Origin of the sequence: Enterobacter cloacae complex sp. SHL012 (genome assembly GCF_049237505.1) — a bacterium.
GTDB classification, from domain to species: domain Bacteria; phylum Pseudomonadota; class Gammaproteobacteria; order Enterobacterales; family Enterobacteriaceae; genus Enterobacter; species Enterobacter kobei.
Genome location: NZ_JBMKIZ010000002.1, coordinates 576,904 through 602,793, shown reverse-complemented (window position 1 = coordinate 602,793; position 25,890 = coordinate 576,904). Strand labels below are relative to the sequence as shown.

Below are 25,890 nucleotides of genomic sequence, written 5' to 3'. Positions count from 1 at the left end.
CTGCTGAAAACAGTCAGTTATAATTATTGGGGTAAGTTTAAGTCATCAATAAAATTGGAGAAGGAAGCATTATTCAGTGCTGAGCGATTGTACATCATATAAACCGGGACTGTCGGGAAGGTAATGTCAGTCTCAATCTTACGGAGATTTAATGCCGGACCATACTGCTCATAGGCTGGCGTAGGGGCTAATCCAATCAGATCGGAATTGCCTATCATCGACAGCAGTGAGATAAACGAGTCGCTGCGGAACAGGATATTTCGTTCGGGAAGCAGTTGCTCAGTATGCTCCTGAAAATTCTTTACGCTCAACTCATCACTCAGGTAGGCCGTAAATTTTTCCTGAAGAATTTCGTCACGCGTCGCCTGTAAACCCAGGCGGGGGTGATCCTGACGGCAAACCAGCGTAAAAGACATCTGCTGGAACAAGCAGCAGGCCGTTGAACGGCTATTCAGCGGGGCGAAAGAGAAGACAAGGTCCGCTTTTCGGTATGCCAGCAGGTCTTCTGCTGAGTCCGGGGCAAGGAAGACATCATGCAGCTCAACCTGATAGTTATATTTCTCGATCAGGATTTTCATCGGATCCAGCATGATTTTAGGCGTCATAAACTGCGGACCGTAAATGACAAAGCTCTTCTTCAACCCGTTGCTGTGCATCATATTGATGGTTTGCTCAAGCTGATTGAGGTTTTGTTCAAGATGATGATGAAGGTTGACGCCAACCGTAGTGGGGGTGATGCCCTTACCTGAACGGATAAACAAGGGATCGTTGAGTTGTCCGCGCAGACGTTGCAGTGACTGACTCACTGCTGAGGGGGTAATATAGAGCGTCTCAGCCGCTTTACTGATACTCAAATGTTGATAGATACATTCAAAAATGACTAGCAGGTTGAGATCAAATTTTTTAAGATCGTAGAGATTTGCCATGTGTCGTCCTGAGGATGCCGTGTTTGCATGGGTTATCATATCACTGATAACTATAGTTTGAAGTTAACCATTTACAATCCTTTCGGTTAACTCTCTTAATTTTAAATTAAACGCGCCTTAATATATCACGACGTCAGATTATTAAAATAGTACTTCAAAGATGATTAAGATAATTTTATCTCACTAAGAGGCACTTTAATTGACAATTGTCATTTATATATTGAGTTATTTTTATAATAAAAATTAATTTATAACGCCCCGTCATTATGTTCGAAACTGCCTATCACAGCCATAGGCAGGAATGCCTCTCCCGTGGATTGCTCAAGCCTGGCACGGATGGTGTAATTAAACGGCTGTTACCACCTTGATGTTAAGGGCGTAGAGCGCAACGCAACGCCAGCTTAAGCTGGCACTGAATGTACCTGCGGGGAATTCAGGTAAAAGGGCCGCCCGTAGAGGCGGCCTTTTTACTTTTGGCGTTTCCTTTAAAAGGTTCACCTTACTGTCTTGTTGATGTTGTTAGGTATGGCTGATTGATTTGATAAAGCAAACGCATTAGCCCCGATGAGCAAAGTTAGTTACCTTACATCTCAACGAAAACACGGAGGAAGTACAGATGTCTTTGATTAATACCAAAATTAAACCTTTCAAAAACCAGGCGTTCAAAAACGGTGAGTTCATTGAAGTCACTGAGAAAGATACTGAAGGTCGCTGGAGCGTGTTCTTCTTCTATCCGGCTGACTTTACCTTCGTTTGCCCGACCGAACTGGGTGACGTGGCTGACCACTATGAAGAACTGCAGAAGCTGGGCGTAGACGTTTACTCTGTCTCTACCGATACCCACTTCACCCACAAAGCGTGGCACAGCAGCTCTGAAACCATCGCGAAAATTAAATACGCGATGATCGGCGACCCGACTGGCGCCCTGACCCGTAACTTCGACAATATGCGTGAAGATGAAGGTCTGGCCGACCGCGCGACCTTCGTTGTTGACCCGCAGGGCATTATCCAGGCTATCGAAGTTACCGCTGAAGGTATCGGCCGTGATGCGTCTGACCTGCTGCGTAAAGTGAAAGCCGCTCAGTACGTGGCTTCCCACCCAGGCGAAGTGTGCCCGGCGAAATGGAAAGAAGGCGAAGCGACGCTGGCTCCATCTTTAGACCTGGTCGGCAAGATCTAAGTCTGCAAAGCCTGGCGGCGCCGCGTTTGCACAGGCCTACAGTATCGTAGGCCGGGTAAACGAAGTGCCACCCGGCAATCCATGGGCGCGCCCGCGCCCATTTCATTAGCACCATGATGCAAGTTGCATTCAGGCCGCCCCTATAAGGCAGCTTGCATGATGACGTCTTAAGAGAGGGAAGAACAATGCTCGACGCGAATATGAAAACCCAGCTCAAGGCCTACCTTGAGAAACTGACCAAACCTGTTGAGCTGATTGCCACGCTGGATGACAGCGCGAAATCGGCAGAGATCAAGGAACTGCTGGCAGAGATCGCTGAACTGTCACCGAAAGTGACCTTCAAAGAAGACAATACGCTTGCTGTCCGTAAGCCTTCTTTCCTGATCGCCAACCCGGGTTCTGATCAGGGGCCGCGCTTTGCCGGCTCTCCGCTGGGGCATGAATTTACCTCACTGGTGCTGGCGCTGCTGTGGACCGGTGGGCATCCGTCTAAAGAAGCGCAGGCTCTGCTGGAGCAGATCCGCGACATCGACGGTGATTTCCAGTTTGAAACCTATTACTCACTCTCCTGTCACAACTGCCCGGACGTGGTGCAGGCGCTGAACCTGATGTCGGTGCTGAACCCGCGCATTAAACACACGGCGATTGACGGCGGTACGTTCCAGAATGAGATCACCGAGCGTAACGTAATGGGCGTGCCGGCGGTCTATCTGAATGGTCAGGAGTTTGGTCAGGGCCGCATGACGCTGACGGAAATTGTTGCCAAAGTGGATACCGGCGCAGAAAAACGCGCAGCAGAAGCGCTGAACAAACGTGATGCCTACGATGTGCTGATCGTCGGTTCCGGCCCGGCGGGCGCGGCAGCGGCGGTTTACTCCGCGCGTAAAGGGATCCGTACCGGTCTGATGGGTGAACGCTTTGGCGGCCAGGTACTGGATACCGTGGACATCGAAAACTACATTTCCGTGCCGAAAACCGAAGGCCAGAAACTGGCTGGCGCACTTAAAGCGCACGTCAGCGACTATGACGTGGATGTCATCGACAGCCAGAGCGCCAGCAAGCTGGTTCCTGCTGCGGTCGAAGGCGGTTTACACCAGATTGAAACGGCATCCGGCGCGGTGCTGAAAGCGCGTAGCATTATCATTGCCACCGGCGCGAAATGGCGCAACATGAACGTTCCGGGTGAAGATCAGTACCGCACCAAAGGTGTGACCTACTGCCCGCACTGTGACGGTCCGCTGTTTAAAGGTAAACGCGTAGCGGTGATCGGCGGCGGTAACTCCGGCGTGGAAGCGGCTATCGACCTGGCGGGGATTGTGGAACATGTGACCCTGCTGGAGTTCGCGCCAGAGATGAAGGCCGACCAGGTTCTGCAGGATAAAGTTCGCAGCCTGAAAAACGTCGACATCATCCTGAACGCGCAGACCACGGAAGTGAAGGGCGACGGCAGCAAAGTGACCGGCCTGGAATACCGTGACCGCATCAGCGGCGACGTGCACAGCGTTCAGCTTTCGGGGATTTTCGTGCAGATTGGTCTGCTGCCAAACACCACCTGGCTGGAAGGCGCGATTGAGCGCAACCGTATGGGCGAGATCATCATTGATGCGAAATGTGAAACCAGCGTAAAAGGCGTCTTCGCCGCAGGTGACTGTACGACCGTGCCGTACAAACAGATCATCATTGCCACGGGCGAAGGTGCGAAAGCGTCCCTGAGTTCGTTTGACTATCTGATTCGCACCAAAACCGCATAAAAAAAAGTAAGACGATACCTGCAGTAGCCACCTCATCATGGGGTGGCTTTTTTATTGGTTTTTTTTATTCTCAATTATTGTCGTGATTGAACGCTTCATGCGTTAACTACCTGCTTCGATCAAAGAAATTAATAAGCCTGCTGATAATATCTCGTCGTTTTCTGTTGATAAATATTTATATTTAACATGAATGATAAAGATATATTCACACCTTCAATATATGAGGCGTTAACACCCTTTGAAATAAAGGGGTTGATGTTTCGTGATTTCTTCAACGCGGCGGATATGACCTCGCGATGCGCCTCGTTACGCTATTTTTTCCCTGAGAGTGAGTCCTGGCCGCAGGATGAGGCGTTAAACGTCGAGTATGACTTTAATGCGCTGTTTGTCGGCCCGGCGACGCTGCTGGCGCCACCTTATGCCTCGGTTTATCTGGACGACGAGCCTCTGCTGATGGGGGCGACGACGCTGAGCGTGCGCGAATTCCTGCAGAGCATTGGGCTGTCCGTCACCGCGGAAAATAGCGTCCCCGACGACCATATCAGCTATGAAATTGAACTGGCCGTGATGCTATTAGTGCATGCCAGACATTCACCGCAATATCATGAAGCACTTACCCGTTTTGTCCGCGCGCATCTCGAATTATGGCTCCCGGCATTTATCGCAAAAATAAAGGATTGTGCGAAAACAGCCGTAATTAAATGCCTCGCCGTGCTACTGACTAATTGGTTTGATGAATTAAAAATGAGAGTAATATTATGACTATTGATAATGGGCAGCTTAACCGGCGCTCCTTTTTAAAAGGACTGATTGCGCTAGGTACCGTCGCCGCATTACCCGGCGGATTATTATCCTCCCGATGTGCCATGGCACAACCGCCCATTCCGTTTAACCCGAAAACCTACAAAATCTTCCGTAACGCCTGTCCGCGTAACTGCTATGACACCTGCAGCTTAAAAACGTGGGTGAAAGATGACGTGATTACCTTCGTCGAGGGGGCAAGCGAATCCACCTTTACCCACGGTGCGCCGTGCGTGAAAGGGCTGACCTACCCACGCCGGGTCTACTCGCCGGACCGTATAAAATACCCGATGATTCAGGACGGACGCGGCAGCGGCAAATGGCGACGCATCTCCTGGGATGAGGCCATGCAGCGGATCGCCAGCAAGATGCTGGAGATCAAAAAGAAAGATGGCTCCCTGCTTGGCCTGGCGCTGACCAAATATTCCGGCAACCTGGGGGTGATGAGCTATGCCGTGGAGGGGATGATGTCCTCGCTCGGCTACACCACGCGTTTTGCCGGTACGCCGTGCTGGCCTGCGGGCATTGACGCACAGCACTACGACATGGGCGACATGTGGTGTAACGACCCGGAAGATCTGGTTAAAGCCAAATACATTATCCTCTGGGGGGCGAACCCGGCCTGGTGCTCCATGCACACCATGAAGTACATCTATCAGGCCCGCGAGAAAGGGGCGAAAGTGGTGGTTATCGATCCGCTGTTCTCGCAAACTGCCGCGAAAGCCGACCTCTATCTGCGCGTGCGTTCAGGTTCAGACGGTGCGCTGGCGCTGGGTATGGCGCGCCATCTGGTGGACACCGGCCGCGTGGACCAGGAGTTCGTCAATCATTTCGCGCACGGGTATCCGGAGTTTGAGCAGTACTTGCTCAACAACATCACGGTAGAGTGGGCATCGGAAATTTGTGGTCTGGCGCCGGATGTGATTCGCCAGCTTGCCGAGGAGTTCACGGCGGTTAAGCCTTCCACCGTCTGGATTGGTTACGGTATGCAGCGCCACGTGAACGGCGGCGCGAACGTGCGTGCGATTGATGCCTTTGTCGCCATGACCGGCAATATCGGCGTAGAAGGCGGTGGCGCTCGCTACGGCCATCTGCAGACCTGGGGCTATAACTACCATGCAATGACGCAGACACCCCCGGTGGGTTCTGTAGGGATGGAAGGGGCATCAGGCCCGGTGGGCGAGTTTGTCAGCGATAGCGGCGAAAAGCGCAAGTACTCTGACCGCGCGCTCAACCTGAACCAGACTGCGCAAAGCATTCTGGACGCCAACGATCCCCCTATCCGCATGCTGTGGGTGGCCTGTAAGAACCCGTTTGCCCAGGACTTCGACCGCAACAAGATGAAAAAAGCGTTCGACAAGCTGGAAATGGTGGTGTGCGTGGATCAGTTCTTTAACGAGACGGTTCAGCACGCGGATATCGTTCTGCCTGTCACCACCACCTTCGAGCACTGGAGCGCCTCTTCGTCTTACTGGCACTACTGGCTGACGGTAAACGAACCTGCCATCAAGCCGATGTACGAATGCAAGAGCGACCTGGATATTGCCGTGTTGCTCTCCCGTACCATCAACAAAATGGAACCGGGCTCTTGCACCTTCCCACAGGATGTTGACCAGAAAAAATGGCTGGATCTGGAATTCAACGACGGGCTGGCGAAGCAGTTTGGCATCAGCTCCTGGGACGATCTGCTGAAGGGGCCGGTGAAGGCCAAAATGCCGAGCAGCGCAGCCTGGCACGATCGGAAGTTCAAAACGCCGTCAGGCAAGTATGAGTTTTTATCCGCGCGCTGCGAAGAGAACGGCCATAAAGCACTGCCGGAATATCTGCCAGCCGCAGAAGGTAAACTGCCGTTCCAGCTCTTTACGCCGCACCTGCAGTACGGCCTGCATTCGCAGTTCGTTAACCTTGACTGGATGCAGGTCTTCTGGCCGGAGCCCTTTGTCTATATCCACCCGGTTGCTGCGAAGAAAAAGGGGATCCGAGACCTGGCGACAGTGCGGGTATTCAACGAGATCGGCGAGGTTCAACTGCGTGCCAAAGTCACCACCAATGTACCGGAAGATTTCCTGGTCATGTACGAATCCTGGTTCAACAAGCTCAGCTATAACGTGCAGAACGTGGTGAAAGATACCCCGGCCGATATGGGTAAAATGGCCACCGGTGCACCGGGCGCGGCTATTCACGATCAGTTTGTCGATATTGTCCTCATTGCCAATGAAGGAGCGGACGCATGAGACGCGCATTTTTAGTGAACAGTGATAAATGTATTGGCTGCCGCGGATGCGCCATGGCCTGTAAGAGCTTCAACCAGCTCGAACCCGAACGTTTCTGGCGCTATGTCTACCCGCTGGATAAAGAAATTTACCCGCATGAGGAGCGTGCGTTCTTTTCGCTGGCCTGTAACCACTGTGAAAACCCCGCTTGTCTGGCGGCGTGCCCGGTGGAAGCCTACACCAAACGTGATGATGGCGTGGTGGTGCATAACCCTGAGCGCTGCATCGGCTGTAAAAACTGTATCCGCAATTGTCCGTATGGCGCTCCGCGCTTCAATGAGGAAACGCAGAAGGCCGAGAAGTGCAGCATGTGCTACGAACGCCTGGATATCGGCTTGAATCCTGCCTGCGTTAACGCCTGTCCGGTTGGGGCGCTGACCCTGATCGATCTGGATGCCGATCCGCTGCCAAATAATGCCGTGCAGTATCCGCCGGGCTTCCCAAAAATGCCGCAGCTTAATCCGGGTACGCGCTTCATTCTGGCCCGTCAGCCGAAACAGCCGGGGGATAAATAATGGAAAAGTACGAACTGCCGTTAGTGATTTTTACCGTGCTGAGCCAGATGTCCGTTGGGATGACGCTCCTGTTGAGCTGGCGCACGCTGCGTGGCGAAGTGCAGGGCAACCGTCTTCACTGGCTGATCACGGGGCTGATCCTGGGGGTTGCCTCCATCGCCGCGGTATTGCATCTGGCGCACCCGGAACACGCTTATAATGCGTTAATCAACCTGAAACATGCCTGGCTGAGTCGTGAGATTCTCGGCGCGACGCTGTATGGCGGCACAATTGGCCTGGCTTTCCTTACGAAAGGCAACAAAGGCGCAGCGCTGCTGGCGTCCCTGTTCGGGATACTGCTGGTGGTGGTGCAGGGGATGACCTACGCCGCGCCGGCGATGCAGGCCATTGCCAACGGCATCACCATGATGCTGTTTTTTGCCACCGTCTGGGTGCTGGGCTGTGCAGCCACGCCGCTGCTCGGGATGAAAGCGTCAGCTGTCGCACTGCGTCAGGGCATTATCGCCCTGATGGCGCTGCTGATTGCCGCTCCGGTACTCTGGCTCAGCGGCGGCATCATCATGAAAATGACCGCTCACGCCTGGTTAAGCTCGCCGCTCTATCTGGGCAGCCTGCTGTGCTGCGTCGTGGGGTTCACGTTGTCGCTAAGGCGCCATCCGATGCAGAAAGCCGTATTTGTTATCCTGCTGGTGGGCGTGGTGCTCAGCCGCCTGACCTTCTTCGGTGATACCGTCAGTACCATCGTCAATATTGGTCATCTGTACTGATAAACAAAACCCCGCGCAAGCGGGGTTTTTTATGGGCAGTTAACGGACCACCATCACCGGAATGTGGGTATGGCGGATCACGCTGGAGGCGTTTGACCCCAGCAGGTGAGTGGTGATGGAAGGATTGCGTGAACCGATCACCACCACGTCTGCATTCAGCTCCGCGGCCAGTTCATTGACGGCATCGCGTACGCTACCGAACCGGACGTGGGTTTTGATGCGCGACGGGTCGATGCTGAAATGCCCGACCATGGTTTGCAGGCGCGTCTCGGCTTCGTGCTGTAAGTGCTCTTCGAAGCGACGCACATCGGCGGCAAAGCGGTGCAGACTCAGGCTGGCAGAGCCTGGCAAGACATGTAAAAGGTGAATGATTCCGTCCTGCTGTGCGAGAAATTCCGCGTGACGCACTGCTTTGTCACTCAGTTCCATTTCAAAAACATCAACCGGCATAATGATTCTCTGATACATACCCGTTTCTCCTTGTTTATAAACGCTGAAATCATTCAACCACAAAATAGTTATGGATTCTGTAATCACTCCGTCAATTTTGATGACGATCGTGATGCCGCGAAAAAAATCATTGCGCAGAGTGCGGGGCAGAGCGGTGACGTGAGCGTTCACCAGTGGCGTTCAAGGTAAAGCACAGCCGAGACGATGATGGCCACAAAAAGTAAAAAAATGAATGTGATAACCACTATCTCACCCATGACCGTCCCCACGGCACCAAAACAGATTAAGCGTGTATTAAGGGGAATAAGGGTGATATAGGAAAATCAGGTGAATTTGCGGAAAGAGGATGCGGGTGCATCCTCTGTGCAAAGCGAGTGGGCGCTTGTTCAGAAGGGATTAACGCAGGTAATCGCCCGCAGCTTCTGGCTGGTAGAGCAGCTCCAGCACTTCCAGATGAGTGGAGGCCCCGCCCGGTAAATCCCAGTGGATGGTATCTCCTGTGCGCAGTCCCAGCAGTGCGGCGCCGACAGGGGCAAGAACCGAAAGCTGCGCGCTGCTGTCAGTCATCTGAGCCGGATAAACCAGCGTACGGGTCAGCTCTTCACCGGTGGTCAGGTTGCGGAATTTTACCCGGCTGTTCATGGTGACCACGTCATGCGGCATTGACTCAGGTGTGCACATCTGCGCGCGGTCGAGTTCCTCATTCAGGGCATCGGCCACCGGAAGTGAGGCGAATTCGGCTTTTTCCAGCAATCGGTCGATACGTTCTGCGTCGAGTTCATTGATGATAATGGTGGGTCTGGACATTTTTTACTCCATGTCGTTAATGCTGCGTCTAACGCAGAAACCAATCCAAAAGAAAACCCTCGCCGTCTGGCAGCGAGGGTTTAACTTACCCGATGATACTGGCTGAACGCTCAAGTTTGAAGTGATGAAGGTCACATTGATGTCCCATATGAATTTTCGCTGAAATTTTTCCAGTCTTAATTCCAGGCGGATTGCGTTACGCTGAGTATCCTGAACCCGGGTGTTGCGCGAAGCATTATTCGTGTCTGCCCCATCAACGAGAGAGCACTATGTACTTCTATCAACCGTCTCAGGGGCACGGCCTGCCGCATGACCCGCTGAACGCCATTATTGGTCCCCGTCCGATTGGCTGGATCTCCTCTTGCGATCGGGCCGGTCAGTTGAATCTCGCGCCGTATAGCTTCTTTAACTGTTTTAACTATCGCCCGCCGATCATCGGCTTTTCCAGCAACGGCTGGAAAGACAGCGTGCGTAATATTCACGAGACAAAGGAGTTTGTCTGGAATCTGGCGACGCGCGATCTCGCACATGCCATGAATCAAACCTCGGCTACGCTTCCTCACGATCGGGATGAATTTACCTTTGCAGGATTAACCCCCGCCGCAAGCCAACTGGTGAGTGCTCCTCGTGTGGCGGAAAGCCCGGTCAATTTTGAGTGCCGCCTTTCTCAGTGCATTCAGCTTACCGGAGCCGATGGCACCCCGGTTGATACCTGGCTGGTGCTGGGTGAAGTGGTGGGGATCCATATAGCGGAAACGCTACTGGAAGAGGGGATATACCAGACGGCGAAAGCGCAGCCCATCCTGCGAGCGGGTGGGCCGACGGCGTACTATGGGATCAGTGATGAACACCGGTTCGATATGGTGCGCCCGGTGGTGGGTTAGTAACCGGCTTTATCAATGACAAATTGTTTTCCGCAGTTACCGGGATGTGGCTGCGGGGCAAAGGACGTTGCGGAAAGCGGTTGGTTAATGGTGTCTGCTTTCAGCGAAATCTGCATCTCGGTGAGATAGGCCGGGTTGCCATTACAGGTCAGCTTAAAGGCTTTGATGTTCTCTTTGCCCCAGCTTTTGGCAATGGCGTTGTCAAAATCACGACGACTGACGGCTTTACCGTAGTTAGCCGCGAGGAATTGACCGACGGCACTGTTTTTCATTTCCTGATTCATTCTCACCATGGTGCCGAAATAGGCATCTGGATCAAAACCAAAACAGACGCCATGCTTGGCGTATTCGTACCGTTCCAGGCAGGAGTTTCCGCCCGCGCCCGGCATCACCTCGTTAAGTTTTGCCGCACCGGAAAGCGACAGCCCGGTTTCGGCAGCAGCACATTTGCGGCTGGCCTTTGCTTCCGGCATATTCGGGATGGGACGCGTTGCACAACCAAATCGCATCCATCGACGTTCATCCACGCCTCGTGCCGCTATCGATTTCGGCAGACCAGGCCATAACCCGTGGACGGTCAGAAAATCGGCTTTATTTTCGCTCTCTTTTTGCAGACGACATTCATCCGGTTCATTGCGGTTACGCTCAACCATGCTTTGACAAAACCCGGTTTGCCAGGACAGCGCCAGTACATAGCGATCGAAATCGCCATATTGCGTAGCGTTGAGCGGTTCTGCCTGTGCGGAGAAGACACTGAGTGCAAGCGCAACTGCGCCAGACGAGATAACGATATCCTTCCTGAACATGTGATTTCCTGATTGGTTGTGCTCGATTAATTTTTGGGAGTTATTAAAGCACAAAAAGCGCCAGCAGGCGCTTTTTGGAAATCAGGAATTTTACTTAGGCAGCGCCGGGAACCAGCACTTCGGTAGCAATAATGACGATGATCAGGCCAACCAGCACCGGGACTGACGTGCGTTTGACGACCTCAAACGGAGAGATTTTTGCCATACCGGCAACCGCAACGACCACGCCTGAAACAGGAGAGATGGTGCGACCCAGGTTTGAGGCCTGAAGCATCGGAATAGACAGGTAAGCCGGGTTGATGCCAGAGGAGTGAGCCAGCTTAGGGATCATCTCAACGAAAGCGTAAAACGGCGCGTTACCAGAACCGGTGGTCATCGCCGCCAGCATGGTCAGAACGACCAGCACCAGCATCAGGATAATACTGGCTGAGCCAAACGACGTGGCGATGGAGATCAGGCTCTGGATAAAGCCAATAGTGCTCAGACCCTGGGCAAACACGCCTGCCGCAACCAACAGCATCACCACGCCCGCGAAGGCATCCGCCATTCCACGATACGCTACTTCCAGGCCGGAGAAGACTTTTTGCGTGTTGAAACCGCGCACGAATTCCAGCACGGCAGCCAGCAGCATACAGATGACCAGAATAGTAATAATGTGCAGCTGTGGACCCCATTTGCCGTCAAAAATCAGCACGCCGATAATCGGTGTGAACGGCAAAATGGCGTAGAACGCTGGAGCGGTGGTGGTGATTTCGCTTACATCCATCATCTCATGGCTGATGTTCTCTTTTTTATCGAGATAGCGCTGCCAGAAGAAATGCGCGACCCCCATTCCCACAATGGCGACAATCGAGATCGGCAGCGTGGTCTTAAAGGCGAAGTCGATCAGCGACATCTCGGCTGCTTTGGCGGCCAGCACAACGTCGCCAGAGGTTGGGGAAAGAATAATGGCGGCCGGTGATGCGCAAATGGCTGCCGCTGCACCGCGGCTGATGCCCACGTTCACCATCACCGGGAACAGCGTGGCCATTAACAGTACGCCAAGACCGGTGGCCGATGAAACGGCCAGCGACATCAGACAAGCGAGGAAATAGGCGGCAACCATTAACAGATACGGGGAGTTAATATACTGCAGGGGTTTCGAGGCAAGCTTAACCACCATGTCATTAGCGCCGATATGGGTCATGTAGGCGGCAAAACCGCACAGCATCATGATCATCATACCGAGATCGCCGCCACGGCTCATGAGCAGTATTTTAATATATTCAACAATATCCGTGGCAGTATAACCCGTGCTGGCTGCGCTGGCAGGTAATACCTGATGCCCCATTAATGCGCTGACAATCAGGAGAGTTAAGCCGCCAACAAATAAAACGCCCGTGGCTGAGTACCCTTTAATGATGTAGCGGGCTACACCGACAATGACGACGACCCCAATAAGGAGTTCGATAAACGTAAGCATGGTTTCCCCTGTATCCTGTGCCCTGAGGTAGAAAAAAATTAATAAAATAAGAAGGATGAAAATGTGCCGAATTAATGGCCTGCCCTTGCTGATTAAAATCAATAAACAGACGACTAAAGAACAGTATCACAGCGTTTTTGCCATGGCCCAGGCATTTATGTCATCAGGAAGTTGACCGCCAGAAACAGCGTAGCATGTCTCTTTAATGATAACAAAATGTTAAAATTATGTGTTTTTCGGCCTGTTAATCGGGATGGATGAAAATGTTATAGTCATACATATTGTAGGTTTATTTGGGCCAGCCTGAACGCTGCCTTAAGAATATTCCCGAAAAGAGGCCTGATATTTAGGAGTAGTGCTGATGCCGTTAAGACATGGTTCAACTATTGTGTGGTAAACTTTGCTTCGAATATTAAGAATGGTAATTGCATTGTGAGCTTACGTAATACTTTTTTCTCTCTTTTATTGTTTATTTTTGGTCAGTTAACGTTTTCATCTGTTGCACAGGCAGAAGACAACGCGACGAATAAAGGCTGGTTCTCTACTTTTACGGATAATGTTTCGCAGACCTGGTCAGCACCTGAACATTATGATCTCTATGTACCGGCAATAACGTGGCATGCGCGCTTTGCTTATGACAAAGAGAAAACAGATAAATACAACGAGCGCCCGTGGGGGGCTGGTTTTGGTCAGTCACGCTGGGATGAGAAAGGAAACTGGCACGGCATCTATCTGATGGCCTTTAAAGACTCGTTTAATAAATGGGAACCGATTGGGGGTTACGGCTGGGAGAAAACGTGGCGCCCGCTGGCGGACGAGAATTTCCACGTCGGGTTAGGCTATACCGCAGGAGTGACGGCGCGTGATAACTGGAACTACATTCCGATCCCCGTGCTGCTGCCTTTGGCCTCGATTGGCTATGGCCCGGCAACGTTCCAGATGACCTACATCCCCGGGACGTACAACAACGGTAACGTTTACTTCGCCTGGATGCGTTTTCAGTTTTGACTGAAAAAAGGTTACCAGCTGGTGAAAAAACGCGCAGGCATTGATTCCTAGGCGATAAAAATCTGCCAGTGAAAATTAACGCGACTTTAGTCACTTTTTGTCAAAGATCCGCTGGACAAAAGGTCCCACAATTGTTGTACTGGTAACCGACACAGCATTTGTGTCGTTTTTTAATGTAAAGGTAATTTTGATGTCTAAGATTAAAGGTAACGTTAAGTGGTTTAATGAGTCCAAAGGATTCGGTTTCATTACTCCTGAAGATGGCAGCAAAGATGTGTTCGTACACTTCTCTGCAATCCAGTCTAATGGTTTCAAAACTCTGGCTGAAGGTCAGCGCGTAGAGTTCGAAATCACTAACGGTGCCAAAGGCCCTTCTGCTGCTAACGTAATCGCTCTGTAATTCAGACGCGTCAGCAAGAATTTCAAAACCCGCTCATTGAGCGGGTTTTTTTCGTTATGAATCAGCCAAGCAGGTACATTTTCAGGAAGCTGGCAACGATCAGTACGCTCAACAACACCATTCCTGCGCTCATCAGATTCTGTTTCATTCTGTCACCCTCGTTCAGTATGGCCTCCAGAGTGACAGAGAAAAATTAAGCCAACATTAACGCCCCGACGGTTAATGCGTGCTTACTGAGGAAAATAGCCAAAATGCGATCCCCGTCATCGCGAAGGATCCAAGCATGTTGATCGCGATATTCACCAGCGCCCAGCCGATACGGCCTTCCTGAAAGAGAAAAACCGTTTCCGCAGAAAAGGTTGAGAAAGTCGTTAAACCGCCACAGAACCCTGTGGTAATCAGGACCTTCCACATGGGATCGATGTGCGTCATCCGGTTAAACCAGGCCAGCCCCATACCAATGATAAAAGCACCAATCAGGTTGGCAGCCAGTGTCCCCATGGGAATCGCCTGGTGCAGGGGGTTAAACCGCATACTCAGGAACCATCTCGCAACGCTCCCTGTGCCTCCACCAATAAAAACAGCCAAAAGGAGTTGTAACACGCTAAATACCTGCTATTTGATGTGTAAGAGTAGCGAGTTTAACGCTGTTTATGATGAGGGGACAAATATGTATGTGGCGGTAGGGCAGTTTGCAGTCACGCCTGACTGGCAGGTTAATGCACTACAATGCGTGAACCTGATGACACAGGCCCGGCAGAAGGGCGCGTCGCTGTTGGTTCTCCCGGAAGCGCTGCTGGCAAGGGATGATAATGACCCGGATCTGTCCGTGAAGTCCGCGCAGCCGCTTGATGGCGACTTTTTACAGCCGTTGCTCACCGAGAGCGTGGGTAACGCGATGACGACCATCTTAACAGTGCACGTTCCTTCAGCGCCGGGGCGCGCCGTAAATACGCTGGTGGCTATCCGTGATGGCGTGATTATCGCGCGCTATGCCAAGCTTCATCTTTATGATGCGTTCAGCATTCAGGAGTCACGGCGTGTTGACCCTGGAGACCGCGTTGCGCCGTTAATTGATATGGACGGGTTTAAGGTTGGGTTAATGACCTGCTACGACCTGCGTTTTCCTGAGCTGGCATTGCATCTGGCCCTGCAAGGGGCAGACGTGCTGGTATTGCCTGCTGCATGGGTTAAGGGACCGCTGAAAGAGCAGCATTGGGCAACGCTGCTTGCGGCGCGCGCGCTGGACACGACCTGCTATGTCGTTGCTTCCGGGGAGTGTGGCAATAAAAATATCGGGCAGAGCAGGGTAGTTGATCCACTGGGAGTCACGGTTGCCGCAGCAGCGGAAGCGCCGGTGCTGCTGATGACGGAGATATTTTTAGAAAGAATTGCGCTTGCGCGTCAGCAATTACCTGTTCTTCGTAACCGACGCTTTGCGCCACCGCAATTAATGTGATGTTTTTTTCAACAATGCTTGATTCACCTTGTTACAGATTGCTATTGTGTGCACGCGCCAAATGACCGTTAATACAGTCAGGTTTTGGCGCTGAATGCAGCCTGTTTTATGTAAAGAAGGTATCTATGGGTGAGATTAGTATTACCAAACTGCTGGTGGTTGCCGCACTGGTCGTCCTGCTGTTTGGTACCAAGAAGTTACGCACGCTGGGTGGTGACCTGGGGGCTGCCATCAAAGGCTTTAAGAAAGCGATGAACGATGATGATGCAGCCGCGAAGAAAAGCGCTGAGGACATCCCGGCAGAGAAGCTTTCTCACAAAGAGTAATAGCAATGCCTGAGGGCTTGCGAAAAAAAACCGGCTCATCAGGCCGGTTTTTTTGCATTACTGTAAATGGATATTACAGCACTATTTGACTTCTTCGCCTTTTGCCTGCATGTCAGCATGGTAAGAAGAGCGAACAAACGGACCGCATGCTGCGTGGGTAAAGCCCATCGCCAGCGCTTCGGCTTTCATCTCATCAAACTCATCCGGGCTGACGTAGCGCTGTACCGGCAGATGGTGACGGCTTGGCTGCAGATACTGGCCCAGCGTCAGCATGGTCACACCGTGGCGGCGCAGATCGCGCATCACTTCGATGATTTCGTCATTAGTTTCACCCAGACCGACCATCAGACCTGACTTGGTAGGGATATGCGGATGGGCTTCTTTAAAGCGCTCCAGCAGCTTCAGAGACCAGTTGTAATCCGCCCCCGGTCGTACCTGACGATAAAGACGCGGCACGTTCTCCAGGTTGTGGTTAAACACATCTGGCGGCGTCGCGGTCAGGATGTCCAGCGCACGGTCCATACGGCCGCGGAAGTCAGGAACCAGCGTCTCGATTTTAATGTTCGGGCTTTTCTCGCGAATAGCAGTAATGCAGTCAGCGAAGTGCTGAGCTCCACCATCGCGCAGATCGTCACGGTCAACGGATGTGATGACCACATAACGCAGCGCCATGTCAGCGATGGTTTGCGCCAGTTTTTGCGGCTCGTTAGCATCGGGCGCGACCGGGCGGCCATGAGCAACGTCACAGAATGGGCAGCGGCGGGTACAGATGGCACCCAGAATCATAAACGTCGCGGTGCCGTGATTGAAACATTCAGCAAGGTTAGGGCAAGACGCTTCTTCACAGACGGAGTGAAGGCCATTCTTGCGCATCGCCGCTTTGATCCCCTGGATACGCGAAGAGTCAGCCGGAAGTTTGATTTTCATCCATTCCGGTTTTCTTAACAGCGCCTCGCGCTCGGTAGCCACGTTTTTAACCGGGATAAGGGCCATTTTATCGGCATCGCGGTATTTAACACCGCGTTCCATCACAATGGGTTTACTCATAGCGTGCGTGTTCCAGTTGCGAATATCGAAGGAAAGCGTTTCAATTCAAGGGAATGTTGTATTTATCAACTATTTTTGAACGAACGACAGGCAGTATATCATTGAAACGGCCATGAAAGCAGCCTGCCACGTCGCCAATTTGTAAAATAGTTGTTGTTTTGTGCCTTTCGCCCTGCTTGTGGCAGGGGCTTGTGCTGACACTCGCTGTCAGAAGGCCTGACGTATAATGCGGATGACGTTTTCCAGTACCGGATCGCGCAAACTGAGTTTGTTGTAATGCAGTGAAATCTCGATAGATTCCGCATTGAGCTGGCTGAGCGGAATACTCTCCAGCGACCAGCATTTCCGCAGCAGGTGATACAGGCGTGAAGGCATGATGCACAGCATATCGCTGCTGCCAATCAGGGAGGCGGTGGTAAACATATTGTAACTGCTGAAACTGATCTGACGTTCCGGGAAAATTTCATCAATGCGCTGGCGCAGACCATGGTTGGACTGCCCTTCGGTCATGAAAGACGAGTGGTCGTAATTGCGCAGGTTCTCAATGGTTAACGGCTCGCTGAGCGCGGGATGCTGCTGGCGGCAAACCAAAACCAGATTATCGGCATAAAGCACGTTTTGCCCCAGCGCTCTGGCGCTGAAGCTGCCGCTCTCAATAACCAGATCCGTCTGGAACTGGGCAAGCTGAACGTCAGGTTCGTTGAGTGGCACATTGCGCAGCAGAAGCTGGGGAGCATGCTCTTTCACGGCCTGGTAGATGGCGGGCATGACCAGCACGCCCACTGAAGGAGAGCAGCCGATGGTGATCGTTCTTTGTTTGTCATAGCTCCCGGTTAAATCCAGCGCACCCAGAATCGACTCCAGCCCCTGGCTGATGTATTCGTGGAGGTGGGTCGCATAGGCCGTCGGCGTGACGCCCTGGCCTTTACGGATAAATAACGGGTCAGGAAATATAGCGCGTAGCTTTTGAATCGACTGACTTATTGCCGATGGCGTGAGATTAAGAATTTTCGCAGCGTTAACGATACCCTTATGGACATATACTGCCTCAAAAATAGTCAGTAAATTGAGATCAATATTACGTAAAGTCCGAAAAATTTGTGGCTTGTCTTCGCCACCGGGTTCATTCAGTCGTTTGGCTGGTAAATTAGTAGACTCCACGCTTTCACTCCGTATACATTCACAACATGAATGATAGTTGAATTTATTTATTATGCTTGTAGAGATTCGTAAAGTGTTGGTTTTGTTTCACTTGTTTATCAAAAACAAACAGTTGTGTGATTATCACTCACGTTACTTAGCCTGTGTATGCCGTGCTGTCCGGAGGCTAAATAATATGTAACGGCAATATTCGGGCGCTTCGAAAATATAGAATCTGCGGATTATTGTAAAGCGTAAAAGCGGTAAATAAATAGTTGCCCGTCAAATTAACGGGCTCCCCTGTATGATATATTAAGCAGGGATATATTCATGCGGTGGATTGTTAAGTAGCGCTAACACATTCTTCAGAAGAACAGGGCGTATATTATCTGGCGTGGCGGTATCTACCCACTGGCGCATCTGCGTCATTTCCATACCGGCGTAGCCGCAGGGATTTATGCGCTGGAAAGGCGTCAGATCCATATTAATATTCAACGCCAGACCATGGAAGGAACAGCCTTTTCGAATACGTAGCCCCAGCGAGCAGATCTTCATTTCGCCAACATAGACGCCTGGTGCATCAGCCCGCGGATGCGCGTCAATACCATATTCCGCCAGCGTGTTGACGACGGTTTGTTCCAGCAACGTCACCAGCTCACGCACGCCAAGCTTTCTGCGCTTCAGATTAAGCAGGACGTACATCACCTGCTGGCCCGGGCCGTGATAAGTCACTTGTCCACCCCGATCGCTCTGGATCACCGGGATATCGCCCGTCATTAATAAATGTTCCGCTTTACCGGCCTGACCCTGGGTAAATACCGGCAGGTGTTCAACCAGCCAAATTTCATCAGGGGTCGTGTCATCGCGTGAATCGGTGAAGTCATGCATAGCCTGGGAGACAGGCTCATAAGGTTGCAGCCCGAGATGACGGACCAGAATTTTATCCTGATACAAAACAGCGTCTCCGAAGACGAGGAACCAATGATGAGGGGGAGTATATCACAGCGGGGGAGAGGGGTTACCCGGTAAGCCGGGTAACCGCAAAGGGACTACAGCACCATACGCACAATTTCGATATTGCCGAGTTCTTCGTAGAGCGTCTCAACCTGTTCGATATGGGTCGCGGTGATAGTAATAGAAACCGAGTGGTAGTTGCCCTTGCTGCTTGGTTTTACTGACGGAGAGTAATCACCGGGCGCATGGCGCTGTACCACTTCAACCACCTGATCAACCAGCTCAGGTTTCGCCAGACCCATTACTTTGTAGGTAAATGGGGTAGGGAATTCAAGCAGTTCGTTAAGTTTGGTTTTCATGTCAGCTCCGGCGTAACGTCAAAAAGAATAACTCCCACGTCAGGTGGGAGTTATCAGGATACTTAGTATATGGGGATCAAAATCACACTTTCAAGTGTTCGATTTTTAGCCAAACCAGTGATGGAACATCAATTTAATGTAATCAATGATTTTGCCGAAGAAATTGCCTTCAGGAATTTCCTGCAGAACAACCAGCGGACGCTGATCGATAGTCTTGCCATCCAGCTGGAAGTTGATGGTACCCACGACCTGATTTTTCTGCAGCGGGGCATGCAGTTCGGTGCTGTTCAGGACGTAGCTGGCCTTCAGATCCTTCATACGACCGCGAGGAATGGTCAGGTACAGATCTTTATCCACGCCGAGGGAAGCACGGTCGTTGTCGCCGAACCACACTGGCTCAGACGCAAACTCTTTGCCTGCTTTCAGCGGATTCACGGTTTCGAAGAAACGGAAGCCCCAGGTCAGCAGTTTCTTGCTTTCGGTTTCACGACCTTTAAAGGTACGACCGCCCATCACGGCAGAGATCAGACGCATCTGACCTTCAGTGGCAGAGGCCACCAGGTTGTAACCGGCTTTATCGGTATGACCTGTTTTGATACCGTCAACGTTCAGGCTGTTATCCCACAGCAGGCCGTTACGGTTGGTCTGACGAATACCGTTGAAGGTAAACTCTTTCTCTTTATAGATGGAGTATTCGTTCGGTACGTCGCGGATCAGGGCTTGACCAATCAGTGCCATATCACGTGCGGAGCTGTACTGACCGTCTGCATCCAGGCCGTGTACGGTCTGGAAATGGCTGTTTTTCAGACCCAGCGCGGTGACGTAGCTGTTCATCAGACCGACGAAGGCATCCTGGCTACCGGCGGCGAAATCAGCCATTGCTACGCAGGCATCGTTACCTGACTGCAGGTTAATACCCCGGATTAACTGGGAAACCGGAACCTGCATACCGGGCTTCAGGAACATCAGAGAAGAACCTTTGAACACAGGGTTCCCGGTTGCCCACGCATCGTTACCAATGGTGACCAGATCCGTTTCTTTGAATTTACCGGCTTTCATGGCCTGGCCGATAACATAGCTGGTCATCATTTTGGTCAGGCTGGCCGGGTCACGGCGGGCATCGGCGTTCTGTTCTGCCAGAACTTTGCCAGAGTTGTAATCGATCAGGATGTAGGATTCCGCGTCGATTTGCGGAACGCCAGGGATCATGGTCTTGATATTCAGGTCATCGGCATGAGCAGCAGAGAGTGCTGCTGCGCAAAGGGCCGTGGTCAGCGCCATGCGCTGCACAAAACGAGCAGAAAAAGTGGTCTTCATGGTCAGAACTACGACATCCGTGATGGAATTAAAAAAAGTGCCTTACTATAGCAAATGCTATTCAGGCAGGCATCCGACTTTAAGCATGAGTTTGTGAATGCGTTTTACACAAACTGACATTTCGGATACCGCCGATTAATTATTTTGCAACAGTGACGAAGGACTGCAGTTGTGCTTCGCTCTGCAAACGCTGTTGCAGAGACGCTGCCTGCGATTTACTGGCAAAAGGCCCCATCTGAATACGCCAGACCGCGCCGTTCTGCTCAACGCGTCCAGGTACGCCAAACTGCTGGCTTAGACGCTGTTGATACTGCTGGGCTCGGGCCTGATCGCTCACTGCCCCCACCTGAACGACAAAGCCGCCGCTGGCTGCTGGCGCAGCGGCTGCCGCGCTTTGCGTGGTCGCTGGCGCTGTTACCGGCGCTGGCTGCGTCACCGGAGCCGCAACCGGGGCTGGCGTCGGCTCACTGCCTTCCAGCACGCCCGTCGCTAAGGTCGTCGGTGCGCCTAAAAAGCCGCTACTTTTTACCGGTGCGCCAGTGGAATCATCGCTTTGCAGCGTATCATTGCTGATTGGACGTATTTCTCCCGCCGGCTGAGAAGGCTCAGCCGGAGAAGAGACGCTACCCATTCCGCCGTCAAGATTTGGGCGGTCTGGCAGGGCATAGGTCTGCTTCGCCACCGTCGTACAGGCGGTACCCGGCCCGGACATCGAGCCATCCTGCGCCACGATAATCGGGTCAATGCGAACTTTGGTGTTGTTCGACGTGTTCAGGCGATCGGCAGACGCGCGGGACAGAGAAATCACCCGGTCATTACCATACGGACCACGGTCATTAATACGCACGACGATCATGCGACCATTAGCCAGGTTAGTGATACGCGCGTAGCTTGGAATCGGCAGCGTTGGGTGCGCGGCAGTGAGCTGCATGGGGTCAAATGTTTCACCGGATGCCGTGAGGTTACTGCCCGGTTCTGCATCATAAATGGCAGCAAAGCCCGCCTGGCTGAAGCGGGAAGGGTCCTGCACGATTTTGTAGCTTTTGCCGTCGCGCTCGTAATCCTGATTCGCGCTGGCATTCAGCGGTTCATAAACGGGATCGGCCCCACTGATTTCAACGATCGGACCATTACACACCGCAGGCTGCGGCGGCGCGACGGTTGCCTGTTGCTGACCATCATCACTTGTGCAAGCCGCAAGTAAACTTGCCGCGATGCAGATCCCCAGCCACTGCTTACGCATTCCGATCCCCTTATTTTTAAACGCTTTTTGACAACATTTTTCTGTGGGTATGGATCGACATCACGATCCCAAACCCGGCCATCAACACGATCAGTGCCGAGCCTCCGTAACTGACCAGCGGCAGCGGTACGCCTACTACCGGCAGAATACCACTCACCATACCAATATTTACGAAGACATAAACGAATAAAATCAGCATCAATCCGCCTGCCATGACGCGGCCGAAGGTGGTTTGCGCCCGGGCGGCAATCCACAATCCTCGCATGATCAGCAGCACGTAGAGCGCGAGCAAAATCAGGATACCAACCAGCCCCAGCTCTTCAGCCAGTACCGCAAAGATAAAGTCGGTGTGACGTTCCGGTAAAAATTCCAGCTGCGACTGGGTACCGTGCAGCCAGCCTTTACCGCGCAGGCCGCCGGAGCCAATCGCAATCTTGGACTGAATAATATGATAGCCCGCACCGAGCGGGTCAGTTTCCGGGTCGAGAAGCATCATAACGCGCTGGCGCTGGTAATCATGCATCAGGAAGAACCAGAGGATAGGGATAAACGCCGCAATCAGCACCACAGCGATACCAATCAGACGCCAGCTTAGGCCCGACAGGAAAAGGACAAACAGACCGGAGAGCGCGATAAGGATCGAGGTGCCGAGGTCAGGCTGCGCAGCAACCAGCAGCGTCGGCAGGAAGATCAGCACCAGCGCGATCGCGGTGTTTTTCAGCGACGGCGGACAGACATCACGGTTGATAAAGCGCGCCACCATCAGGGGGACGGCAATTTTGGCAATCTCCGAGGGCTGGAAACGAACAACGCCCAGATCCAGCCAGCGCTGCGCCCCTTTTGAGATGGCGCCGAACGCGTCTACTGCCACCAGCAAAATAATACAGAAGATATAGAGATAGGGCGCCCAGCCTTCGTAGACGCGCGGGGGGATCTGCGCCATCACCACCATGATAACCAGACCCATCGCGATCTGGCCGATTTTGCGTTCCATCATACCGATGTCCTGACCACTGGCGCTCCAGATAACCAGGGCGCTGTAAACCAGCAGAGCCAGCAGGATCAGCAGCATGGCTGGGTCGATGTGGATTTTATCCCACAACGATTTTTTGTTTGGATTATCCGTCATGATTATTGGTCCTCCGCCGCAGCGGCGGCCGGGTTTTCAGCCGGCAGTTCGGTGTTGTTATCACCCAGCATAATGTGGTCGAGGATTTGGCGCATGATGGTCCCTACCGCCGGGCCAGCGCCGCCGTTTTCCAGAATCATCGCCACCGCCACCTGCGGGTTATCGTAAGGGGCAAATGCCGTCATGAGCTTATGGTCACGCAGACGTTCAGCAATGCGGTGTGCGTTATAGGTTTCGTTGGCTTTCAGGCCAAAGACCTGCGCCGTACCGGATTTTGCAGCCACTTTATACGGTGTTCCGGCGAAATATTTGTGCGCGGTACCGTTCGGACGGTTTGCTACGCCGTACATACCGTCTTTCGCGATTTCCCAGAAGCCGGAATGAATGTCACCCACGGGCGCTTCATGGGGCTGTACCCACGGCACCTTTTTGCCGTCTTCAACGGTGCTTTGCAGCAGATGCGGGACTTTGACCACGCCATCGTTAATGAGGATCATCATCGCTTTGTTCATCTGAATCGGCGTTGCGGTCCAGTAGCCCTGGCCGATACCCACCGGAATGGTATCACCCTGATACCACGGCTTCTTAAAGCGCTTCAGCTTCCACTCGCGCGTCGGCATGTTGCCGGATCGCTCCTCTGAAAGGTCGACGCCGGTGTAGTGCCCGTAGCCGAACTTGCTCATCCACTCTGACAGGCGGTCAATCCCCATGTCATAGGCGACCTGATAGAAGAAGGTATCCGCTGACTCTTCCAGAGATTTGGTCACGTTCAGATGGCCGTGGCCCCATTTTTTCCAGTCGCGATAGCGTTTTTCAGACCCGGGTAGCTGCCACCAGCCCGGGTCAAACAGGCTGGTATTACGGTTGATGACACCCGCACTCAGCGCCGAGACCGCCACATACGGTTTCACCGTAGATGCCGGCGGGTAAACGCCTTGCGTGGCGCGGTTTACCAGCGGCGTATTGGGATCATTCAGCAGGCCGGAATAGTCTTTACTGGAGATGCCGTCAACAAAAAGGTTCGGGTCATAGCTAGGCATGGACACCATAGCCAGAATTCCCCCGGTACGCGGATCGGTGACCACGACGGCGGCGCGACTGCCCGCCAGCAGGGTTTCAATATACTGCTGCAGTTTGAGGTCGAGCGTCAGATAGACGTCATGCCCCGCCTGAGGCGGAACTTCTTTCAGCTGTCGAATGACGCGGCCACGGTTGTTAACCTCAACCTCTTCATAGCCGGTCTGTCCATGCAGGACATCTTCGTAGTAGCGTTCGATCCCGAGCTTGCCGATATCGTGCGTCGCGGCATAGTTCGCCAGCTTGCCGTCTTTATCAAGGCGGTCAACGTCTTTGTCGTTAATCTTGGAAACGTAGCCAATGACGTGCGTCAGCGCGGAGCCGTAAGGATAGTAGCGACGTTTGTAACCCTTCACTTCCACGCCGGGGAAGCGGTACTGGTTCACCGCAAAACGGGCCACCTGAACTTCCGTCAGATTGGTTTTCACCGGAATGGAGGTAAAGCGGTGGGAACGGGCGCGCTCTTTTTTGAAGGCTGCGATATCGTCATCGTTGAGATCGACAACGCTTCTTAGCGCCTCCAGCGTGTCCTGAACATTATCGACCTTTTCCGGCATCATCTCGATTTGATAGATGGTGCGGTTTAGCGCCAGAGGGGTGCCGTTACGGTCGTAGATAATGCCGCGGCTGGGCGCGATAGGCACCAGCTTAATGCGGTTTTCGTTTGAACGCGTCTGGTAATCGGTAAAGCGGACGATTTGCAGATTATAAAGGTTGGCGATCAGCACGCCGGTAAGCAGCAAAATCCCCGTAAAGGCGACCAGTGCCCTGCGCACAAACAGCGCGGACTCAGCCGTATAGTCGCGAAAAGAATTCTGTAGTTTCATCCGCTGCTTAATCTACCCTGGTCAGTCATTACTCGCGGTGATAGGGGTGGTTGGTAGTAATGCTCCACGCGCGATACAGACTTTCTGCCACCAGGACCCGAACGAGCGGGTGGGGCAGCGTCAGCGCGGAGAGAGACCAACTTTGTTCTGCTGCCGCTTTGCAGGCAGGGGACAACCCTTCAGGTCCGCCAATCAGCAGACTAACGTCACGGCCATCCTGCTTCCAGCGCTCCAGTTCGTGCGCCAGCTGCGGCGTATCCCAGGGTTTACCCGGAATATCGAGGGTGACGATGCGGTTCTTGCCAGCGGCAGCCAGCATCAGTTCGCCCTCTTTATCGAGAATACGTTTGATATCCGCGTTCTTACCGCGCTTCCCGGCAGGGATCTCCACCAGTTCGAACGGCATGTCTTTTGGAAAACGACGCAGATATTCAGTAAAACCGGTTTGTACCCAGTCCGGCATTTTGGTGCCGACAGCGACCAGCTGCAACTTCACGCATTAACCCCAGAGTTTTTCCAGCTCATACAGGCGACGGCTCTCTTCCTGCATGACATGGACAATCACATCGCCGAGGTCAACCACCACCCAGTCAGCGGTCGCTTCACCTTCAACGCCAAGCGGTAACAGTCCTGCTGCACGCGATTCCTGAACCACATGGTCGGCAATCGAAACAACATGACGCGTAGACGTCCCGGTGCAGATAATCATGCAGTCGGTGATACTGGATTTACCCTTAACGTCGATAGCGATGATGTCCTGACCTTTCAGGTCATCAATTTTGTCGATAACAAAATCCTGGAGTGCTTTACCCTGCAAGTTTTCCCCCTGGGTGAATAAGATGGTGCAACTATGAATTTGTAGCCAGACAGTATACCTGAACTGGCGCCCTTGTCGGGACAAATGTCACCGGCCGGGATTTTGAAGGCGGGTATCATCCCACCCTCCGCCAGAGATTGCATCGCCATTTTTGTAAAACAATTT

At 52.6% G+C, this 25,890-nt stretch carries 28 protein-coding genes; 11 read left to right on the top strand and 17 right to left on the bottom strand.

The window, feature by feature from the left end; all coding sequences use genetic code 11:
* Nucleotides 1-23: 23 nt before the first annotated feature.
* Nucleotides 24-926 (bottom strand): DNA-binding transcriptional repressor CitR, encoded by a 903-nt coding sequence (citR, locus tag ACOTY9_RS10540; RefSeq protein WP_023332380.1) that lies wholly within the window; start codon nt 924-926, stop codon nt 24-26.
* Between the two features lie 616 nt (nt 927-1,542).
* On the opposite strand from citR, the gene ahpC reads away from it, so the two are divergent.
* The 6 genes from ahpC to ACOTY9_RS10510 all read left to right on the top strand — a co-directional run bounded on the left by ahpC (nt 1,543) and on the right by ACOTY9_RS10510 (nt 8,213).
* Nucleotides 1,543-2,106 (top strand): alkyl hydroperoxide reductase subunit C, encoded by a 564-nt coding sequence (gene ahpC, locus ACOTY9_RS10535; RefSeq protein ID WP_014882974.1) that lies wholly within the window; start codon nt 1,543-1,545, stop codon nt 2,104-2,106.
* A 185-nt stretch (nt 2,107-2,291) separates the two neighbouring features.
* Nucleotides 2,292-3,857, top strand: a complete 1,566-nt coding sequence (gene ahpF, locus ACOTY9_RS10530; RefSeq protein ID WP_180253451.1) for an alkyl hydroperoxide reductase subunit F — start codon at nt 2,292-2,294, stop codon at nt 3,855-3,857.
* 186 nt (nt 3,858-4,043) lie between these two features.
* The gene (locus ACOTY9_RS10525; protein WP_421637339.1) at nt 4,044-4,619 is read left to right on the top strand and encodes a TorD/DmsD family molecular chaperone; all 576 of its coding nucleotides are present in this window, start codon (nt 4,044-4,046) and stop codon (nt 4,617-4,619) included.
* Nucleotides 4,616-6,892 (top strand): molybdopterin-dependent oxidoreductase, encoded by a 2,277-nt coding sequence (locus tag ACOTY9_RS10520; protein ID WP_348565692.1) that lies wholly within the window; start codon nt 4,616-4,618, stop codon nt 6,890-6,892. Before ACOTY9_RS10525 ends, ACOTY9_RS10520 begins: the two co-directional genes overlap by 4 nt.
* Nucleotides 6,889-7,446, top strand: a complete 558-nt coding sequence (locus ACOTY9_RS10515) for a 4Fe-4S dicluster domain-containing protein (RefSeq protein ID WP_014882978.1) — start codon at nt 6,889-6,891, stop codon at nt 7,444-7,446. Before ACOTY9_RS10520 ends, ACOTY9_RS10515 begins: the two co-directional genes overlap by 4 nt.
* On the top strand, nt 7,446-8,213 hold the full coding sequence (locus ACOTY9_RS10510) for a dimethyl sulfoxide reductase anchor subunit family protein (protein ID WP_032637203.1): 768 nt from the start codon (nt 7,446-7,448) through the stop codon (nt 8,211-8,213). The genes ACOTY9_RS10515 and ACOTY9_RS10510 overlap by 1 nt, the downstream gene beginning before the upstream one ends.
* 39 nt (nt 8,214-8,252) lie before the next feature.
* On the opposite strand, the gene uspG is transcribed toward ACOTY9_RS10510, so the two are convergent.
* The 3 genes from uspG to rnk all read right to left on the bottom strand — a co-directional run bounded on the left by uspG (nt 8,253) and on the right by rnk (nt 9,470).
* Complete coding sequence (uspG, locus tag ACOTY9_RS10505) at nt 8,253-8,681, bottom strand: universal stress protein UspG (protein WP_014882980.1); 429 nt, start codon at nt 8,679-8,681, stop codon at nt 8,253-8,255.
* 149 nt (nt 8,682-8,830) lie between these two features.
* Nucleotides 8,831-8,920 carry a small membrane protein YldA gene (gene yldA / locus ACOTY9_RS10500; RefSeq protein WP_350028918.1) on the bottom strand — a complete coding sequence of 30 codons (90 nt, stop codon included), beginning with the start codon at nt 8,918-8,920 and terminating at the stop codon, nt 8,831-8,833.
* A gap of 139 nt (nt 8,921-9,059) precedes the next feature.
* Nucleotides 9,060-9,470, bottom strand: a complete 411-nt coding sequence (gene rnk, locus ACOTY9_RS10495; protein ID WP_014882981.1) for a nucleoside diphosphate kinase regulator — start codon at nt 9,468-9,470, stop codon at nt 9,060-9,062.
* A 269-nt stretch (nt 9,471-9,739) separates the two neighbouring features.
* On the opposite strand from rnk, the gene ACOTY9_RS10490 reads away from it, so the two are divergent.
* Nucleotides 9,740-10,354, top strand: coding sequence for a flavin reductase family protein (locus ACOTY9_RS10490; RefSeq protein WP_032637202.1), 615 nt, complete (start codon nt 9,740-9,742; stop codon nt 10,352-10,354).
* Here ACOTY9_RS10490 and rna read toward each other — a convergent pair.
* A complete protein-coding gene (gene rna / locus ACOTY9_RS10485; protein ID WP_032637201.1) occupies nt 10,351-11,160 on the bottom strand; it encodes a ribonuclease I in 810 nt (269 codons plus the stop codon). The genes ACOTY9_RS10490 and rna overlap by 4 nt on opposite strands.
* Nucleotides 11,161-11,254: 94 nt before the next feature.
* Nucleotides 11,255-12,622: an anaerobic C4-dicarboxylate transporter DcuC gene (gene dcuC, locus ACOTY9_RS10480; RefSeq protein ID WP_014882984.1), complete on the bottom strand. Its 1,368-nt coding sequence runs from the start codon at nt 12,620-12,622 to the stop codon at nt 11,255-11,257.
* Between the two features lie 432 nt (nt 12,623-13,054).
* On the opposite strand from dcuC, the gene pagP reads away from it, so the two are divergent.
* On the top strand, nt 13,055-13,630 hold the full coding sequence (gene pagP, locus ACOTY9_RS10475) for a lipid IV(A) palmitoyltransferase PagP (RefSeq protein WP_014882985.1): 576 nt from the start codon (nt 13,055-13,057) through the stop codon (nt 13,628-13,630).
* Between the two features lie 190 nt (nt 13,631-13,820).
* Entirely contained in the window at nt 13,821-14,030 is a 210-nt protein-coding gene (gene cspE / locus ACOTY9_RS10470) for a transcription antiterminator/RNA stability regulator CspE (RefSeq protein ID WP_002439184.1), read from the top strand.
* A gap of 219 nt (nt 14,031-14,249) precedes the next feature.
* Here the strand turns inward: cspE and crcB are convergent, their stop codons facing one another.
* On the bottom strand, nt 14,250-14,633 hold the full coding sequence (gene crcB / locus ACOTY9_RS10465) for a fluoride efflux transporter CrcB (RefSeq protein ID WP_014882986.1): 384 nt from the start codon (nt 14,631-14,633) through the stop codon (nt 14,250-14,252).
* Nucleotides 14,634-14,700: 67 nt separating this feature from the next.
* Here crcB and ACOTY9_RS10460 point away from each other — a divergent pair, with 67 nt between their 5' ends.
* Together ACOTY9_RS10460 and tatE are read left to right on the top strand one after the other, a co-directional pair.
* The gene (locus tag ACOTY9_RS10460; protein ID WP_032637198.1) at nt 14,701-15,489 is read left to right on the top strand and encodes a deaminated glutathione amidase; all 789 of its coding nucleotides are present in this window, start codon (nt 14,701-14,703) and stop codon (nt 15,487-15,489) included.
* Between the two features lie 125 nt (nt 15,490-15,614).
* Nucleotides 15,615-15,815: a twin-arginine translocase subunit TatE gene (tatE, locus tag ACOTY9_RS10455; protein ID WP_014882988.1), complete on the top strand. Its 201-nt coding sequence runs from the start codon at nt 15,615-15,617 to the stop codon at nt 15,813-15,815.
* A gap of 81 nt (nt 15,816-15,896) precedes the next feature.
* Here the strand turns inward: tatE and lipA are convergent, their stop codons facing one another.
* The 10 genes from lipA to rsfS all read right to left on the bottom strand — a co-directional run bounded on the left by lipA (nt 15,897) and on the right by rsfS (nt 25,725).
* On the bottom strand, nt 15,897-16,862 hold the full coding sequence (gene lipA, locus ACOTY9_RS10450; protein ID WP_008501032.1) for a lipoyl synthase: 966 nt from the start codon (nt 16,860-16,862) through the stop codon (nt 15,897-15,899).
* Between the two features lie 207 nt (nt 16,863-17,069).
* Complete coding sequence (locus ACOTY9_RS10445) at nt 17,070-18,023, bottom strand: YbeF family transcriptional regulator (RefSeq protein ID WP_014882989.1); 954 nt, start codon at nt 18,021-18,023, stop codon at nt 17,070-17,072.
* Nucleotides 18,024-18,314: 291 nt separating this feature from the next.
* Nucleotides 18,315-18,956: a lipoyl(octanoyl) transferase LipB gene (gene lipB, locus ACOTY9_RS10440; protein WP_014882990.1), complete on the bottom strand. Its 642-nt coding sequence runs from the start codon at nt 18,954-18,956 to the stop codon at nt 18,315-18,317.
* A 95-nt stretch (nt 18,957-19,051) separates the two neighbouring features.
* Nucleotides 19,052-19,315, bottom strand: coding sequence for a DUF493 family protein YbeD (ybeD, locus tag ACOTY9_RS10435; protein WP_003858718.1), 264 nt, complete (start codon nt 19,313-19,315; stop codon nt 19,052-19,054).
* Between the two features lie 105 nt (nt 19,316-19,420).
* Nucleotides 19,421-20,632 carry a D-alanyl-D-alanine carboxypeptidase DacA gene (gene dacA, locus ACOTY9_RS10430; protein ID WP_014882991.1) on the bottom strand — a complete coding sequence of 404 codons (1,212 nt, stop codon included), beginning with the start codon at nt 20,630-20,632 and terminating at the stop codon, nt 19,421-19,423.
* Between the two features lie 139 nt (nt 20,633-20,771).
* Nucleotides 20,772-21,875 (bottom strand): endolytic peptidoglycan transglycosylase RlpA, encoded by a 1,104-nt coding sequence (gene rlpA, locus ACOTY9_RS10425; protein ID WP_032637196.1) that lies wholly within the window; start codon nt 21,873-21,875, stop codon nt 20,772-20,774.
* Between the two features lie 16 nt (nt 21,876-21,891).
* Nucleotides 21,892-23,004, bottom strand: a complete 1,113-nt coding sequence (gene mrdB / locus ACOTY9_RS10420) for a peptidoglycan glycosyltransferase MrdB (protein WP_014882993.1) — start codon at nt 23,002-23,004, stop codon at nt 21,892-21,894.
* A 2-nt stretch (nt 23,005-23,006) separates the two neighbouring features.
* On the bottom strand, nt 23,007-24,908 hold the full coding sequence (gene mrdA / locus ACOTY9_RS10415; RefSeq protein WP_014882994.1) for a peptidoglycan DD-transpeptidase MrdA: 1,902 nt from the start codon (nt 24,906-24,908) through the stop codon (nt 23,007-23,009).
* A 28-nt stretch (nt 24,909-24,936) separates the two neighbouring features.
* Complete coding sequence (gene rlmH / locus ACOTY9_RS10410) at nt 24,937-25,404, bottom strand: 23S rRNA (pseudouridine(1915)-N(3))-methyltransferase RlmH (protein ID WP_003858701.1); 468 nt, start codon at nt 25,402-25,404, stop codon at nt 24,937-24,939.
* 3 nt (nt 25,405-25,407) lie between these two features.
* Complete coding sequence (rsfS, locus tag ACOTY9_RS10405) at nt 25,408-25,725, bottom strand: ribosome silencing factor (RefSeq protein ID WP_003858696.1); 318 nt, start codon at nt 25,723-25,725, stop codon at nt 25,408-25,410.
* Nucleotides 25,726-25,890: the final 165 nt, after the last annotated feature.